Genomic DNA, 15,903 nt, shown 5'->3' on the forward strand with positions numbered 1-15,903 from the left:
GGTCAGCCCTTGACGGAGCCGGAGACGAGACCCGTGGTGATGTACTTCTGCAGGAAGAGGAACAGGGCCATGACGGGCACTGCGGCGAGCACCGCGCCCGCCGCGAAGACGCCCCAGTTCTCCGACCGCTGCTGCGCCACGTAGGAGTACAGGCCGACGGCGAGGGTCTGCGAATCGGGATCCGTCAGCACCACGCTGGCGATCACGAATTCGCTGCTCAGTCCGATGAACGCGAGGAGCCCGACGACCGCGAGGATGGGCGTGACGAGCGGCAGGATGATCGTGAAGAACACCTGCACGTGGCTGGCGCCGTCGATGCGCGCGGCCTCGTCGAGGGACTTCGGGACGGTGTTGAAGAACCCGTACATGAGGTACGTGTTCACGCCCAGGGCGCCACCCAGGTAGACCATGATCAGGCCGAGCTGGCTGCCGAGGCCCAGCCACGGGACGACGTCGGTGATGGCGTTCAGGAGCAGGAAGATCGCGACGACGGCGAGCAGCTGCGGGAACATCTGCAGGATCAGCAGCGAGAGCAGGCTCACCCGGCGGCCCTTGAAGCGCATGCGGCTGAACGCGTAGGCGGCCAGCGCCCCGAGGAACACGGTGGCCGCGGAGGTCACCACGCCGATGATCATGGTGTTCATGAACCACCGGCCGAAGGGCCTGCTCGGGTTGCTGAACAGCGCCTCGAAGTTGCCGGTGTCGAACCTGCTGAAGAGGGCGTTGGAGCCGGCCATGGTGCCGTTGGAGTTCAGCGCGGCGGAGAGCACGTAGAGCAGCGGGAACACGGCGAAGACCGTGGTCACGACGCCGACGACGTGGCGCCAGCCCTTGTGCCTGAACCACTGGCCGAACGTGCGCCGGCGCTGCGCCGGGACGCGGCGGGACCCGCCCGCGCGCGTCTCGGCGGGGGCGGCTGCCTGGGGATCGGTGAACGTGCTCATCAGTTGATGTCCTCCAGGGCCTTGGTCTGCCGGAAGCTGAGGGCGGAGATCACGGCGACGATGATGAAGATGATGATGGACAGGGCGCTGGCGAGGCCGTAGTCGCGGCCCACCCCGGTGCCGAACGCGATCTCGTAGACCATGGTGATCAGGATGTCGGTGTGGCCGATGTTCGCCGTCGTGTCGGAGAAGCGGGGTCCCCCGTCGGTCAGCATGTAGATGACGTTGAAGTTGTTGAAGTTGAACGCGAAGCTCGCGATCAGCAGGGGCGCGACCGAGACGAGCAGCAGGGGCAGCTTGATGGCGGTGAACGTGCGCCAGGCGGTCGCGCCGTCCATGCGGGCCGCCTCGTTGACCTCCTCGGGCAGCGACTGCAGGGCGCCGGTGCACACCAGGAACATGTAGGGGAAGCCGAGCCAGAGGTTCACGACCAGGACGCTGATCTTCGCGAGCAGCGGGTCCGTGAGCCACGGGATGTCCGCGCCGCCGAAGAAGGTGTTGTTGACGAACCCGAACTCGGGGTTCAGCAGGCCCGACCACACGAGGCCGGCGAGGAAGGCCGGGAAGGCGTAGGGCAGGATCATCAGGATGCGGTAGATCCGCTTGCCGCGGAGGTCCGGGAGGTTGAAGGCGTTCGCGAGGAACAGGCCGAGCGCGAACGTGGACAGGACGGAGACGATCGCGAAGGTGAAGGTCCACAGGATCACCTGCAGCAGGGGTCCGCGGATGTTCGGGTCGGAGAACGCCTTCACGAAGTTGTCGAAGCCCACGTTGATCTTCCAGCCGGTGCTCAGCTGCTCGCCGTCCGCGGACCGGAAGGAACCCTCGCCGGTGTCGGAATAGGTGGTCCCGGTCTCGAGGTCGGTGAACGTGCTGGTGGCCTCGTCGTAGCTGAGCGACGGCCGGTAGACGTAGGCGTTCGAGCCGTCGCTGGTCTTGAGGCTGCCGTCCTCGGGGTCGTCGGAGAACGGGACGGTGATGGCCAGGATGTCCTCCTGGTTCGCGAGTACCTCCCCGAACTGGAGCGTCCGGTAGCCCTCGAGTTCCACGCCCTTGCCGGTGCTGTCGGTGACGGCGTCGTCGGCCTCCTCGAGCGGCACGCCGGTGGTGCCCACCGACACCCCGCCGTCGGGGTCGGTGGCGAGGAGGTGGAATACACCGTCGGCCTCGAGGACCGAGACGCGGTAGGCGGGGGAATCGGGGACCCGCTGCTGCGCGGAGAGCTGGATGGCGCTCACGGCGTCGGCCTTGGTGCTGTTGTGGCCGTCACCGTAGTTGGTGAAGGCCACGTAGCCGCTGTAGATCATGACGAACACCTGGAAGACCACCAGGAAGAAGATCCCCGGGGCGAGGTACTTCGCCGGCAGGCCGCCCCTGCGCAGGTAGATCCAGTTGATGAGGACCGTCACGGCCGCGCCGACGAGGAGGATCACCCACTTCTCCTGCAGGAAGAGCGTGATCAGGACGTAGACCGCGAAGGCGTCCACGAGGCCCAGCAGCGCGATCTTCGCGAGCAGGCCGAGGGTGGAATCGGAGCGGACGGCGGTCGTGGACGGACGCGGTGCGGCCGGGCCGGGAGGGGCCGTTGTGAGCATGGCGGAGGCTTTCGGTGATCGGCGCGGAAGGCCGCTGCTGCGGTGCCGCCACCTCGAAGGGGTGGCGAGGAAAAGGGTGGCGCCCGTCGCCGGGGCGACGGGCGCCGATGGTGCTGCGTTGATGCATCACTGCGGGTACTACGGGTACTACGGGTACTACTGCGCGGCGATCTTCGCCTCGATGTTCTCGACCATGGTCGGCCAGGCCGTGGCGGGGTCGGCGCTGCCCTTGATCAGGGCGAGCTCGGTGCCTCCCCAGTCGGCCCAGACGGCCTGCATCTCGGGCAGCGCGGGCATCGGCACGCCGTTGGCGCCGATCTCACCGAACGCGGCGACGATCGGATCGGTCGCTGCCTTGTCGAAGCTGGTCTTGAGCGCCGGCGGGCGGCCACCGACCTTGTACATGGCATCCTGTGCGGCTTCGGTGCTCAGGTAGTTCACGGCGAACTCGTTGGCGGCGAGTGCGTTGGCGCTCTTCGAGGAGATGAAGAAGCCGTTGACGCCGATGAACGGCTGGGCGTCCTGGTCGCCGACGGTCGGCAGCTTGTCGACGGCGAGCTCCAGGCCTGCGGCCTGCGCGTCGGGGACGTTCCACGGGCCGGTCAGGAAGTAGGGGGACTCGCCGGCGTTGAACTTCTCCTTGGCGATGTCACCCGTGATGTTCGAGTTGATGATCTTCGATCCCTTGTCGCCCCACTCCACGAGTTTCTTGGCGAATTCCACGCCGTTCGGCTCGCCGAGCAGCAGTTCGTCGGCGTTGTAGCTGCCGTCCTCGTTCTGCCCGAACACCGGCACGCCCATGGAGGTCTGCAGCGGGTACAGGTGGTACGGGTCGCCCTGCTTGGGGTCCATGCCCACCAGGAACGGGTAGGTCGCCTTGCCGTCGGCGACGGCGGCCTCGCCGTTGGCGATGACCTCGTCGAACGTGGCGGCAGCCTCGGGGACGAGCTCCGTGTTGCGCAGCAGCGCGATGTTCTCCAGCGCGTAGGGCACGCCGTAGACGCTTCCGTCGTAGGTCATGGCCTGGATCGCGGAGTCCTGGAACTCGGACGCCTTGTCGCCGAGCTCCACGGGGGCGACGACGCCGTTCTGCACGAAGGTCCCCAGCCAGTCGTGCGGGCCCACGATCAGGTCGGGGCCCTTGCCGGTGGGCACCTGGGTGATGAAGTCGTCGCGGACGGCGGCGAAGTCCTTGACCGCGAGCTTGACCTCGATGCCGGTGTCCTCCTTGAAGGACTTGGTGATCTCCTCGAGGGCGGGAGCGCGCTCGGCGTCGACCCACATGGTGAGGGTGGTGGCGCCGCCCTCGGCGAGGTTCGGGGCGGCAGAGCTGGATGTGGCCGAGGAGGACTCGGTTGCCCCTCCGCCGCAGGCCGTGAGGGCCAGGACGGCGACCGACATGACGCCGGTGATCAGAGCGTGCCGACGCGTCGGCTGGGTGGATCGCACCTTCATTGGTGAACCTTTCATGAGCGGCTTCTGTCGATCCCCCGGACGAGGCCGGGGCCTTCGTGAGCCGGGAGACGTAGGTGTCGCAGCCGCTCCCCAACGGAGGCGACGGTGACCCGAGTCACAACTGTAAACGCTTGCATCACTTTTGATCAAAGCTGAACCCGCGACGCGCCGGAACCTGAAGAAAGTCGCAGAAACAAGAGGTTCCCCGTTGAAAACGCTTCCATAATCCGGTCCGCAGCAGTCTAGGATGATCCGCATGTCTGAGATTGCCCCCCTCCTGCACGGCGAGGACCTGTCCGCGCCCGATGCCTTCCATGCCCCGCTCCACGCCGCGTCCGACGGCGACCAGTGGTGGCGTTCGTCCGTCATCTACCAGGTGTACCCGCGCTCGTTCCGCGATTCGAACGGGGATGGCATGGGCGACCTCCCCGGCATCACCGCCGAACTGGCGCACCTGGCAGAGCTGAGCATCGACGCGGTGTGGCTCTCGCCGTTCTTCACCTCGCCCCAGCGGGACGGCGGCTACGACGTCGCCGACTACTGCGACGTCGACCCCCTGTTCGGCACCCTCGCCGACTTCGACGCGCTCGTGGCACGCGCGGACAGCCTGGGCATCCGCGTGATCGTGGACCTCGTGCCCAACCACTGCTCCAGCGAACACGTGCTCTTCCAGGCCGCCCTCGCGGCTCCCGCGGGGTCCGCCGAACGCGCGATGTTCATCTTCCGGGACGGCCGCGGCACCGACGGCAGCGAGCCGCCCAACAACTGGCAGTCGCACTTCGGCGGGCCCGCCTGGACCCGCGTCCTCGATGCCGACGGCACGCCGGGCCAGTGGTACCTGCACCTGTTCGACTCCTCGCAGCCCGACTTCAACTGGGACAACCCCGCGGTGCGCGCCGAGTTCGAGAGGGTCCTGCGCTTCTGGCTCGACCGCGGCGTCGGCGGTTTCCGCGTCGACGTGGCGCATGCCCTCATCAAGGCCGAGGGGCTGCCGGACTGGGGTGGGCGCGCCGACGGCGGATCCTCCGAGGGCTTCCCCGGCTCGGAGGCGCCCATGTTCGGCCAGGAGGAGATCCACGACATCTACCGGCAGTGGCGGTCCATCCTCGCCGAGTACGACGGCGAGCGCATCCTCTGTGCCGAGGCTTCGATCGATCCCCTGCCGCGGCTCACGAACTGGGTGCGCCCCGACCAGATGCACCAGGCATTCAACTTCGCCTACCTCCACCACCCGTGGGACGCACACGGCCTCCGGCACGTCATCTCCTCCTCCCTCACCGCGTTCGACGCCGTCGACGCGCCCACCACCTGGGTGCTCAGCAACCACGACGTCGTCCGGCACGCCAGCCGCTTCGGGCTGACGGACGGCCCGCCGCGCGGCGGCGACGGCATCGGGCGCTCGGATGCCCAGCCCGACGCCGCGACCGGCCTCGCCCGTGCCCGCGCCGCGTCGCTCGCCATGTTCGCGCTGCCCGGCGGGATCTACCTCTACCAGGGCGAGGAGCTGGGACTGCCCGACCACACGGCCATGCCCGACGACGCGCGGCAGGACCCGACGTTCGTCCGCACGGCGGGCGAGAGGATCGGCCGTGACGGCTGCCGCGTCCCCCTCCCCTGGCAGGCGGAGGCGCCGGCCTTCGGGTTCGGCGATGCCTCCGTGACGCCCTGGCTGCCGCAGCCCGAGGGCTGGGCGGAGTACGCCCGCGACACGCAGGCCGGTGACCCCGAGTCCACCCTCTCGCTGTACCGGACGGCGCTGCAGCTTCGTCGGGACCTGCGCCTGGGCGCCGGGTCCCTCGCCTGGTCCCGTGACTTCGAGTGCTCCGACGTCGTCGCGTTCCGCAACGGGGAGGTGCTGGTGATGCTCAACATGGGCGAGTTCCCCGCTCCCCTGCCGGACGGCACCGTCATCGCCGACAGCACGCCGGGCGCGGTCGCGGACGGCATGCTCGCCCCCGACGCCTGTGTCTGGCTGATGGCCGCAGCCGGGTAGGAGATCCGGGCAGCATCGGCGATGATCGGACGGGGACGCCATGTTGGGGTGTCCCCGTCACCGCCGCCCACACGGAAAGGGGACCATGGCCGGCATCAAGGACGTCGCCCAGCTGGCCGGCGTGTCCACGGCGACCGTCTCCCGGGCCCTCAGCGGCAACGGCCGGGTCTCCGAGCGGGCGCGCGCCCGCGTGCTGCAGGCGGCGAGGGAACTCGGCTTCGTCGTGAGCTCGACGGCGTCCTCCCTCGCGTCCGGACGGCACCGGAACATCGGCGTCGTCGTGCCGTCGGTGGCCCGCTGGTACTACTCGCAGATCGTCGACAGCGTCGCGGCGTCGCTCCTCACCGCCGGGTACGACCTCACCCTGTACAACCTCAACGAGGACGCCGGCATCCGCGACCGCGTCCTCTCCGAGTTCCTCCTGCGCCAGCGCTGCGACGGCGTCATCGCGGTCTCGCTCGAGCTGAGCCGGGAGGAACTGGGGCAGCTCCTCGCGGTCGGCAAGCCCGTCGTCGGGATCGGCGGCCCGCTCCCCGGCGCGGAGACCTACAGCGTCAACGACCGCGAGATCGCGGAGCTCGCCACCGAGCACCTCATCACCCTCGGGCACCGCCGCATCGCGCACATCGGCGGGTCCGACGCCTTCGAGAACGACTTCCGCATCTCGGGCACACGCCGTCACGGCTACGAATCGGCGATGGCCGCTGCGGGCCTGGAGATCCTCGACTCCTGGCGTGTCGACGCCGACTTCACCATCCAGGGCGCCCGGAGCCAGGCGAAGCAGCTCCTCGGCTACCCGCGGGACACCCCGACGGGCATCTTCTGCGCCTCGGACGAGATGGCCATCGGCGCCGTCCTGGCGGCCCGCGAGCTGGGCCTGCGCGTCCCCGAGGACGTGTCCGTCATCGGGATCGACGGGCACGAGCTCGGCGAGGCCCTCGGCCTGACCACCGTGGCCCAGTTCCCGCAGCAGCAGGGCAAGCGGGCCGTCGAGCGCCTGCTGCAGATCCTGCAGGATCCGGATGACTACCGACCCTTGAACCACTCCGCCCGGACGGCGCTGATCATCCGGTCGAGCACCGCCGCCCCGGCGGCCTGACGCCCCCGGCCCGCCCCTGAGCCGCCCCCGACCCGCCCCCTGAGCCGCCCCTGAGCCGGCCCAGGCGCGGCCCTGCCCCTGACCCCTTACCGGTTCCGGGGCCTTTCCACCCCCGAGCGGCGTGTCGGGCTGCGACCCGCCGTGCAGCCCTGCCCGATCCGCGCCGAAGTCCCCGGCTCCGACCGGGAAGCAGAACGGCCCGGCACCCCGTGAGGGGCGCCGGGCCGTACGGGAGGCCGGTCAGCGCGCCTCGAACACCGCCACGGTCCGGGCAGGGACCGTGAAGACCCCGTCCGTGGTGGCCGTGGCCCCGCGGACGACGTCGTCGCTCCCGCCCGCCTGGACGGCGTGCAGGGCGAAGCCCTTGCCGGCGGCGGCCGGGACGCGCTGCGTGGTGGGCTCGTCGGCGGCGTTGAAGACCACCACGATGCCCTTGCGCCCCGGGTCGACGTCGGGACCCACGGTGTCGTCCAGGTGCATCACGATGACGCCGGGCGCCTGGTCGGGACCGCTGCCCGGGAAGGACAGCTTCTGCTGGACCAGGCCGGCCGTGCCGAGGCTGAACAGGGGGCTGCCCTGTCGGATCCGCAGCAGCTCCTGCGCCTGCTCGCTCGCGGCCTCGATGTCCGCCGGTGACGGCTTGAGCGCCGGATCGGCCAGCAGCGGCCGCATGAACGCGTACTTGCCCTCGTTGTCCGCCCGCGGCGGCAGGCCCCGGCCGAAGCCGTTGTCCGCGCCCGTGTGGTCGAGGATGTTGAACCAGTCACCTGAATCGTAGCTGTTGCGGTCCAGGGACTTGCTGCGCAGCGCGTCGCCGCCGGCGTGCCAGAAGGAGACGCCCTGGCCCAGGGCCGTGGTCGAGAGCGCGAGGGTCTGCATCCTGACGCGGTCGGCCATCGGGGTGCCGGCCGGCAGCTTGAACGCGAGGGCATCGAAGAGCGTCTCGTTGTCGTGCGCCTCGACGTAGGTGATGCTCTCCTGCGGGTCGGTGGTGTATCCGGTCGGCGACCCGTTGTAGTCGACCTCGGCGCCCGTGACCTGCCGGCCGGTGCGGTCGGTGAACGTGTAGTCCTTCAGGTTGCCGGTCAGCCCCACCCGGATCTGGTCCTGCGACAGGAGCAGCTCGGCGCGCTGGTCGGCCTCGGTGCCGTTGCCGGCCACGCCGTTCGGGTCGGTCAGGAGCCCCGAGGCGAAGCCCTGGATCCGCGGGTCGTCGTCGAACGGTCCGCCGCCGCGCACGGCGTCGCGGAGCCGGTCGTTGAACGTGCCGATGCCGGTCCCCGCCATGGTGACCTGCGTGGCCTGCACGAACCGGGCGTTGTTCGCGACCTCCCCGAAGTTCCAGCCCTCCCCGTAGAGGTAGATGGACGTACCGTCCACGCCGTCGCGCTCGAGGGTCAGCCTGTCGAGGGCCGCGCGGACGTCGAGGATGTTCTGCCGGGAGTGGTGCCCCATGAGGTCGAACCGGAAACCGTCGAGCTTGTAGGTGCGCGCGAGCGTGACGATGGAGTCGACCATCAGCTTGCCCATCATGGTGTGTTCCGTCGCCGTGTTCGGGCAGCAGGTCGAGGTCTCGACGGCGCCCGACTCGGGGTCGAGGCGGTGGTAGTAACCGGGGACGATCCGGTCGAGGTTGTTGTCCGAGGACTGCCCGGCGCCGGCGGTGTGGTTGTAGACGACGTCCTGGATGACCCGCAGCCCCGACGCGTTCAGGGAGGCGACCATGCCGCGGAACTCGCGGATGCGCGTGGCATCCGCGGGGTTGGTCGAGTAGGAGCCCTCGGGCGTCGTGTAGTGCAGCGGGTCGTAGCCCCAGTTGAAGCCGTCCCGCCCGGCGACCTCGGTGACGCACTCCTGCTGCCCGGTGCTGTCGGGGGCGAAGGAGGGGAGGTCGCAGTCGGGTTCGGCCTGCTGCGCGCGGTCCTCCTCGATGGTGCCGATGTCGTTCACGGGCAGGAGGTGGACGGCGTTGAGCCCGTTGTCGGCCAGGTCCGAGAGGCGCTGCATCCCGGCGCTGTCGGGCCGGCTGAAGGCCGCGTAGGTGCCGCGTTCGGCTTCGGGCACCGTGGTGTCGGTGATCGAGAAGTCGCGCACGTGGAGTTCGTAGACGGACAGCTCCTCGGGCCGCTCGAGGGCCGGCTTCGCCAGCCGGGACCACGACGACGGCGTGAGCGCCGGATCCGTGAGGTCCACGAACAGGGACCGCTCCGAGTTGGTGGACAGGCCGACGCTGTAGGGGTCGGTCACGAGGTTGTGTTCCACCGCGCCGGTCTCGGGGACGAAGACCTCGACGTCGTAGAGGTAGTAGGCGCCGTTCCAGTCCTTCTCGCCGTCGACGCTCCACACGCCGTCCTTGCCTGCGCGCAGGGGGCGCGTCGCGATCGGGTCCCCGCCGGAGCCGTCGCGGAAGACCTGCACGGAGACGCTGCGGGCCGTCGGGGCCCAGAGATCCAGGTGCGGCTTCCTGCCCTTCCAGCTGAGGCCGAGCTGCTGGCGGGAGGCTCCGGCGTAGAGGTCGTCGAGCACGCCGGGCACCTGGACGCCCGTGGTGGCCAGGACCGTCCCGCCGGGCGAGACGGCGGCGAGGAGCAGCTGTCCCTTGAGCAGGTCCCCGGCCTTCCGGGCATCCTTCTTCCCGAGCGTCACCGTCGTCAGGCCGGCCAGATGCGGGTACCGGGCGGCGAGCTCGGCGGGCAGGGCGTCGCTGCCGCGCGCGAGGTCGATGTACGTACCGCCCGTGACGCCCTCGTCGTCGGCGACGAGTCCGCCCTCCGGGGCGGAGTAGAGCCGGAAGCGGGCGTCGGCGGGCACGTCCGGGCCCCACGCGAGGGTGTCCGCGGTCAGCCAGTGCGCGGACGTCGATCCCGTGGGCGCGGAGGGCGCGTCGCTCGAGATGACGTGCGTGCGGTGGTTGTAGGTGAAGGTCACCGGACCGCCCGGCGCCTGCAGCGCCAGGTTCGCGCCTCCGGCAGCGCCGTCGGCGCCGTAGTTCTCACCCCAGGACTCATTCAGCGCCACCTTGTACTCGTAGGATCCGGCGGGGACGTCGAAGGTCGCCGACCAGGTGTCCGGAGAACCGGCCACGGGTACGAGTCTGGTGGCCGCACACTCCGGCTGCCAGTCGCCGGGGCACCCGAGTTCTCCTTGCAGGGAGCCCACGAGCGCCACCGTGCCCGGCGTGGTGGTGTGGTCGGCCAGCGCGGGAGCGGGCGTGAAGGTCGCGAGAAGGGGTGCGGCCAGGACGACGGCGGCCAGCCGGGACCCGCGCCGCAGGGCTGGTCTCCCGCCGGTCCGGTCGGTCTCCGAGGTGTTCAGGGTCATGGTGGTCCTTCCCCGGCCGTGCGTCGCTGCAGGCCGGACTGGGGGTGGGTACCTCGATCATAGGGACGCCGCACGGCGAGCAACAGGACTTTCCAAAACTTTCACGCAATCTTTCTGATGCCGATCCGGGGCTGCGTTAGATTGGGACCATGACCCCCGCCAAGCGCACCGAGCGGCCGCGCCTGGACGACGTCGCCCGCACCGCGGGCGTGAGCGTCCCCACCGTGTCGCGCGTGCTGAACGGCAAGGGCGGCGCCTCGCAGGAGACCCGGCACGCCGTCCTGGCGGCGATGGACAGCCTGGGCTACGAGCGGCCCGCCCGCTCCGCCGGCCGCTCCAAGGGGCAGATCGGCGTCGTCGTCCCGGACCTCGTCAACCCGATCTTCCCGGCGTTCGCGGGTGCCATCGCGGCCCTGCTGGCGCCCAACGACTACATCCCCGCCCTGTGCACCCTGCCCGGCGGAGGCATCACCGAGGACGAGTACGTCGCCCTCATGCTGGACCAGGGCGTCAGCGGGATCATCTTCGTCTGCGCCGCACACTCCGACGGCCGGGCGAGCATGGAACGCTACCGGCGCCTGCGCGGCCGCGTGCCGTTCGTCCTCGTCAACGGGTCCCGGCCGGAGATCGACGCCCCGTCCGTCGCCAACGACGACGCCTCCGCCATCCGCACGGCCGTCCGGCACCTCGTGGCGCAGGGCCACCAGCGCGTCGGCTTCGCGACGGGGCCCGACCGCTTCATCCCCACCCGGCGCAAGCTGGAGGGATTCCGGTCGGGCCTCACGCAGTTCCTCGGCGAGGACGACGGCGAATCACACGTCGCGACGAGCATGTTCACCATCGAGGGAGGGCAGAGTGCTGCGAACGAGCTCATCGACAGCGGGCACACGGCGATCGTCTGCGCCTCCGACGTCATGGCCCTCGGCGCCGTCCGCGCCGCGCGGACGCGCGGCCTCCGGGTCCCCGAGGATATCTCGGTGGTCGGCTTCGACGACTCCCCGCTCATGGCCTTCACCGATCCCCCGCTGACGACCCTGCGGCAGAACGTGGCGGCGATGGCTGAAGCCGCCGTCCACGCCCTGGTCACGGAGCTGGACGGGGACCGGGCGCCGCGGAACGAGATCCTGTTCCAGTCGGACCTGGTGGTCCGCGGGTCCACCGGGGCGGGACCCGCGGTGCGGGCCGGCGCCCACCCCTAGGACCGATACGTCTCGTCCCCTGCCCGGCTGCACGCGGGCGGTATGCGCGGCGGCGCGCTCAGTTGCGCGGCTGCTTCGCGGTACGCGCCGGCTCGGGACGCCACACCATCAGGGCCTGGCTGCGGGCGCGGGGGCGCTGCCCGCGGACGAGGGTGACGACGTCCCCCGCCAGGCCGGCAGCGAACACCCGGCTCGACTCGGCCTGCACGCGGCGAGCCGACAGTTCCGCGGTCAGCTCCGCGACGCGCGACTGCAGGGCCGCGACCTGGTTCTCGAGGTCGAGGATCCGCCGGATGCCCTCGAGGGACACGCCCTCCTGCGACAGTCGCTGGATCTCGCGCAGCGTGCTGACGTCCTTCTGCGAGTAGCGCCGGGCGCGGCCCGGTGCCCGGCTGGGCGTCACGAGGCCCAGGCGGTCGTACTGGCGGAGCGTCTGGGGATGCATGTCCGCGAGCTCGGCAGCCACGGAGATGACATAGACGGGTACCGTGTGGTCCACCCTGGTCTCCTTCCGTCCCCGGCACTCCCGGGTAGTGCTCGTGCTGCAGGGCTCGGACGTACTGCTACAGGCGCGCCTTCGCGGCCAGGCCCGCCCGCGGATCGGCGTCCCGCGTGGCGGCGCGGAACGCGTCCACGGCGTCCTGCGCCTCCTTCGACAGGTTCTGCGGGACGACGACGTCGACGGTCACCAGCATGTCTCCGGTGGTCTTCGACGTCTTGACCCCTCGGCCCTTCAGCCGGAGGGTCCTGCCCGACGGCGTGCCGGCGGGAACGCGCATCGTGACCATCTCGCCGGAGAGCGTCGGCACCTGGATCTCGGCGCCGAGCGCCGCCTCCGGGAAGCTGACAGGTACGTGTACACGGATGTTGTCGCCGTCGCGCTTGAAGAGCGGGTGCTCCTTCACGCTGACACTGACCATGAGGTCGCCGGGGCCGGCCTGGCCCGGCTGGCCCTTGCCCTTGACGCGGACCTTCTGGCCGTCGCGGATGCCTGCCGGGATGCGCACGTCGATCTGCTCCCCGGAGGGTTCGCGCAGGCCGATCGTCGTGCCGTTGATGGCACCCGCGAAGGAGATGGACGTGCTCGCCGTGCGGTCCGCGCCCTTCTGCGGGCGCGTGGACTGGAAGCCGCCGGGGAAACCGCCGCCGCCCATGCCCCCGCCGCCGAACAGGTCGGCGAACTCCGGGGGCAGGTTGCCGTTCGAGAAGCCCGTGCGCTGGCGGGTGCCGGCGCCCTGGCCGAAGAGGTTGCCGAAGACGTCCTCGAAGCCGCCGCCGCCGCCCGGGCCGCCGCCGGCCCCGCCGGCGGAGAAGCGGGCGCCGCCGCCCATCGCGCGGATAGCGTCGTACTGCTGGCGCTGCTCGGCGTCGGACAGCACGGAGTAGGCCTCGGAGACGTCCTTGAACGTCCGCTCCGACGCCGCAGCCCCCTGGTTCTGGTCGGGGTGGTGCTTGCGGGCGAGCTTCCGGTACGCCTTCTTGATGTCGTCACCGGACGCGTCCTTGGAGACACCCAGGATCTTGTAGAAATCCTTGTCGACCCAATCCTGACTGGCCAATGGGCGTCTCCTTCCGTTGTACTGCTGAAAAATTGGGGCCGACGTGGTGGTCGCAGCTTCCTGCACCCACCACGTCGGGAAAGCCGGGTGGGGTGGTCTTCTGTAGGGCCTTTAATATTCCTCCGCGAGCTCTGCGAGCGCAGGAATTTCGTTGGCCCGGGAAGACCATCCCACCCGGCGGGAAGAGCTACTCGGGCACTGCCACGATCACCTGGGCGGCCCGCAGGACGCGCTCCCCCTTGCGGTACCCCGCGCGGAGGATCTGGCTGACACTGTCGGCCTGCACGTCCGCGCTGGGCTGCTGCATGAGCGCCTCGTGGATGGTCGGGTCGAACGCGACGCCCACCTCGTCGATGGGGGTCAGCTCGTACGTCTTCAGGACGTTCTCGAGCTTCCCGGCGATCGCCGCGAACGGGCCCTCCGCGAGGTCGCCGTGCTGGCGTGCGGCGTCGATGTCGTCGAGGACGGGCATCAGCGAGTTCAGGACGCCGATGACCGCCTGGTCGCGGGCGACGTCCCGGTCACGCTCGACGCGCCGCCGGTAGTTGACGTACTCCGCCTGCAGGCGGAGCAGGTCGTTGCGGAGCTCGGCGACGACGTCCACCGCGGGGTTGCTCTCGCCGTCGGCGCCTGCCTCGTTCAGGATGGCCTCGGCCTGGGCCAGTGCATCCCCCTCGGAAGCGTCGGCCGCCGGAGCGGCCTGCGCCCCGGCCGCGGATTCCTCCGCGGCCGGCTCGCCTGCGTCCTTGTGCTGCCCACGGACTTCGCCTGTCTCAGGGTCGATCTTCCGGTTGTCGGATGAGGTCACCGGCTCTGACTGGTGCTCTTCTTCATTTCCGTGGTGCGGCATGACTACTTCTTCTCGTTGGTGTCTTCGTCAACCACCTCGGCGTCGACGATGTCCTCGTCGGCACCGGCGGAGGCTGGCTGGTCGTCGGCGGACGGGGCGCCGGGCTGGCCGGCCTCCTGCTGCGCCGAGGCGTAGATGGCTTCACCGAGCTTGGACTGCGACGCCTGCAGCTTCTCGAAGGCCGTCTTGACCTCGTCGTCGTTGTCCTGCGTCTCGAGGGCCTTCTTGAGGGCGTCGACGTCGGCCTGGACCTCGGTCCTCACGTTCTCGGGCAGCTTGTCCGAGTTGTCGGCGATGAGCTTGTCCACCGAGTAGGCGAGCTGCTCGGCGCCGTTGCGGATGTCGGCGGCCTCACGGCGCTTCTTGTCCTCGGCGGCGTGCTCCTCGGCCTCGCGCACCATGCGGTCGATGTCCTCCTTGGAGAGGGATGACCCTCCGGTGATGGTCATCGACTGCTCGGTCCCGGTGCCCTTGTCCTTGGCGGACACGTGGACGATGCCGTTGGCGTCGATGTCGAAGGTGACCTCGACCTGCGGGACGCCGCGCGGAGCCGGTGCGATACCGGTCAGCTCGAACGTGCCCAGGGGCTTGTTGTCGCGGGTGAACTCGCGCTCGCCCTGGAACACCTGGATCGCCACGGACGGCTGGTTGTCGTCGGCCGTGGTGAAGGTCTCGCTGCGCTTGGTGGGGATGGCCGTGTTGCGCTCGATGAGCTTGGTCATCATGCCGCCCTTGGTCTCGATGCCGAGGGACAGCGGGGTGACGTCGATGAGGAGGACGTCCTTGCGCTCGCCCTTCAGGACACCGGCCTGCAGTGCGGCGCCAACGGCCACGACCTCGTCCGGGTTGACGCCCTTGTTGGGCTCCTTGCCACCGGCGAGCTCCTTGACGAGCTCGCTGACGGCGGGCATGCGGGTGGAGCCGCCGACGAGGACGATGTGGTCGATGTCCGAGACCTTGATGCCGGCCTCGGTGATGACGTCGTGGAACGGCTTCTTCGTGCGGTCCAGCAGGTCCTTGGTGAGGTCCTGGAACTTGGCGCGGGAGAGGTGCTCGTCGAGGTGGACGGGTCCGTCCGGCGTCACCGAGAGGTACTGCAGGGAGATGTTGGTGGACGTCGCCGAGGACAGTTCCTTCTTGGCCTGCTCGGCGGCTTCCTTCAGGCGCTGCAGCGCGATCTTGTCCTTGGAGAGGTCGGCACCCTTGGACTTGGCCTGCGAGAGCAGGTAGTCCACGACGCGCTGGTCCCAGTCGTCGCCGCCGAGGCGGTTGTCGCCGGCGGTCGAGCGGACCTGGATCGTGGAGAAGGCGTCCTCGTCCTTGCCGACTTCGAGCAGGGAGACGTCGAACGTTCCGCCGCCGAGGTCGAACACGAGGATCAGCTCGTCCTCCTTGCCCTTGTCGAGGCCGTAGGCGAGGGCCGCGGCGGTGGGCTCGTTGACGATGCGCAGCACCTTCAGGCCGGCGACCTCGCCCGCCTCCTTGGTGGCCTGGCGCTCGGCGTCGTTGAAGTACGCGGGAACGGTGATCACGGCGTCGGTGACCTTCTCGCCGAGGTAACTCTCGGCGTCGGTCTTGAGCTTCTGGAGGATACGCGCCGAGATCTCCTGGGGCGTGTACTTCTTGTCGTCGACGGCGATGGTCCAGTCGGTGCCCATGTGGCGCTTGACCGACGCGATGGTGCGGTCGATGTTGTTGACGGCCTGGCGCTTGGCGATCTCGCCGACCAGGACCTCGCCGGACTTGGAGAATGCGACGATCGACGGCGTGGTGCGGGCGCCCTCGGCGTTCGCGATGACGGTGGGCTCGCCGCCTTCGAGAACCGAGACGACCGAGTTGGTGGTTCCGAGGTCAATACCTACTGCACGTGACATGCAAGTTCCTTTCG

11 protein-coding genes are annotated in these 15,903 nt (G+C 69.8%); 3 read left to right on the forward strand and 8 right to left on the reverse strand.

All coding sequences use genetic code 11. From position 1 onward, the window contains the following. Window positions 1-2: 2 nt before the first annotated feature. From ACX80P_RS10030 to ACX80P_RS10040, 3 genes are all read right to left on the reverse strand, one after another. On the reverse strand, window positions 3-944 hold the full coding sequence (locus ACX80P_RS10030) for a sugar ABC transporter permease (protein WP_459277928.1): 942 nt from the start codon (window positions 942-944) through the stop codon (window positions 3-5). Continuing rightward, window positions 944-2,539 carry an ABC transporter permease subunit gene (locus ACX80P_RS10035; RefSeq protein WP_459277929.1) on the reverse strand — a complete coding sequence of 532 codons (1,596 nt, stop codon included), beginning with the start codon at window positions 2,537-2,539 and terminating at the stop codon, window positions 944-946. Before ACX80P_RS10035 ends, ACX80P_RS10030 begins: the two co-directional genes overlap by 1 nt. Window positions 2,540-2,695: 156 nt before the next feature. Next, entirely contained in the window at window positions 2,696-3,994 is a 1,299-nt protein-coding gene (locus ACX80P_RS10040; RefSeq protein ID WP_459277930.1) for a sugar ABC transporter substrate-binding protein, read from the reverse strand. Between the two features lie 256 nt (window positions 3,995-4,250). Here ACX80P_RS10040 and ACX80P_RS10045 point away from each other — a divergent pair, with 256 nt between their 5' ends. Then, entirely contained in the window at window positions 4,251-5,987 is a 1,737-nt protein-coding gene (locus ACX80P_RS10045; protein WP_459277931.1) for a glycoside hydrolase family 13 protein, read from the forward strand. An 85-nt stretch (window positions 5,988-6,072) separates the two neighbouring features. Continuing rightward, window positions 6,073-7,086, forward strand: a complete 1,014-nt coding sequence (locus ACX80P_RS10050; protein ID WP_459277932.1) for a LacI family DNA-binding transcriptional regulator — start codon at window positions 6,073-6,075, stop codon at window positions 7,084-7,086. A 240-nt stretch (window positions 7,087-7,326) separates the two neighbouring features. Here the strand turns inward: ACX80P_RS10050 and pulA are convergent, their stop codons facing one another. Beyond that, on the reverse strand, window positions 7,327-10,407 hold the full coding sequence (gene pulA, locus ACX80P_RS10055; RefSeq protein WP_459277933.1) for a pullulanase-type alpha-1,6-glucosidase: 3,081 nt from the start codon (window positions 10,405-10,407) through the stop codon (window positions 7,327-7,329). Window positions 10,408-10,556: 149 nt separating this feature from the next. Between pulA and ACX80P_RS10060 the strand changes: the two genes are divergently transcribed. Continuing rightward, on the forward strand, window positions 10,557-11,606 hold the full coding sequence (locus ACX80P_RS10060; protein ID WP_459277934.1) for a LacI family DNA-binding transcriptional regulator: 1,050 nt from the start codon (window positions 10,557-10,559) through the stop codon (window positions 11,604-11,606). Window positions 11,607-11,664: 58 nt separating this feature from the next. On the opposite strand, the gene ACX80P_RS10065 is transcribed toward ACX80P_RS10060, so the two are convergent. The 4 genes from ACX80P_RS10065 to dnaK form a co-directional block, all read right to left on the reverse strand. Further along, entirely contained in the window at window positions 11,665-12,105 is a 441-nt protein-coding gene (locus ACX80P_RS10065; RefSeq protein WP_459277935.1) for a heat shock protein transcriptional repressor HspR, read from the reverse strand. A 64-nt stretch (window positions 12,106-12,169) separates the two neighbouring features. Further along, the gene (locus ACX80P_RS10070; protein WP_459277936.1) at window positions 12,170-13,165 is read right to left on the reverse strand and encodes a DnaJ C-terminal domain-containing protein; all 996 of its coding nucleotides are present in this window, start codon (window positions 13,163-13,165) and stop codon (window positions 12,170-12,172) included. Between the two features lie 187 nt (window positions 13,166-13,352). Further along, complete coding sequence (locus ACX80P_RS10075) at window positions 13,353-14,015, reverse strand: nucleotide exchange factor GrpE (RefSeq protein WP_459277937.1); 663 nt, start codon at window positions 14,013-14,015, stop codon at window positions 13,353-13,355. A 2-nt stretch (window positions 14,016-14,017) separates the two neighbouring features. Further along, entirely contained in the window at window positions 14,018-15,889 is a 1,872-nt protein-coding gene (gene dnaK / locus ACX80P_RS10080) for a molecular chaperone DnaK (RefSeq protein WP_459277938.1), read from the reverse strand. Window positions 15,890-15,903 lie beyond the last annotated feature (14 nt).

It is taken from the genome of Arthrobacter arabinosi (assembly GCF_054511115.1).

Bases quoted from the DNA above. Each gene is read 5' to 3' on its own strand.
- dnaK (WP_459277938.1), bottom strand. From the start codon at position 15,889: ATGTCACGTGCAGTAGGTATTGACCTCGGAACCACCAACTCGGTCGTC.
- ACX80P_RS10075 (WP_459277937.1), bottom strand. From the start codon at position 14,015: ATGCCGCACCACGGAAATGAAGAAGAGCACCAGTCAGAGCCGGTGACC.
- pulA (WP_459277933.1), bottom strand. From the start codon at position 10,407: ATGACCCTGAACACCTCGGAGACCGACCGGACCGGCGGGAGACCAGCC.
- ACX80P_RS10045 (WP_459277931.1), top strand. From the start codon at position 4,251: ATGTCTGAGATTGCCCCCCTCCTGCACGGCGAGGACCTGTCCGCGCCC.
- ACX80P_RS10040 (WP_459277930.1), bottom strand. From the start codon at position 3,994: ATGAAGGTGCGATCCACCCAGCCGACGCGTCGGCACGCTCTGATCACC.
- ACX80P_RS10050 (WP_459277932.1), top strand. From the start codon at position 6,073: ATGGCCGGCATCAAGGACGTCGCCCAGCTGGCCGGCGTGTCCACGGCG.
- ACX80P_RS10035 (WP_459277929.1), bottom strand. From the start codon at position 2,539: ATGCTCACAACGGCCCCTCCCGGCCCGGCCGCACCGCGTCCGTCCACG.
- ACX80P_RS10030 (WP_459277928.1), bottom strand. From the start codon at position 944: ATGAGCACGTTCACCGATCCCCAGGCAGCCGCCCCCGCCGAGACGCGC.
- ACX80P_RS10060 (WP_459277934.1), top strand. From the start codon at position 10,557: ATGACCCCCGCCAAGCGCACCGAGCGGCCGCGCCTGGACGACGTCGCC.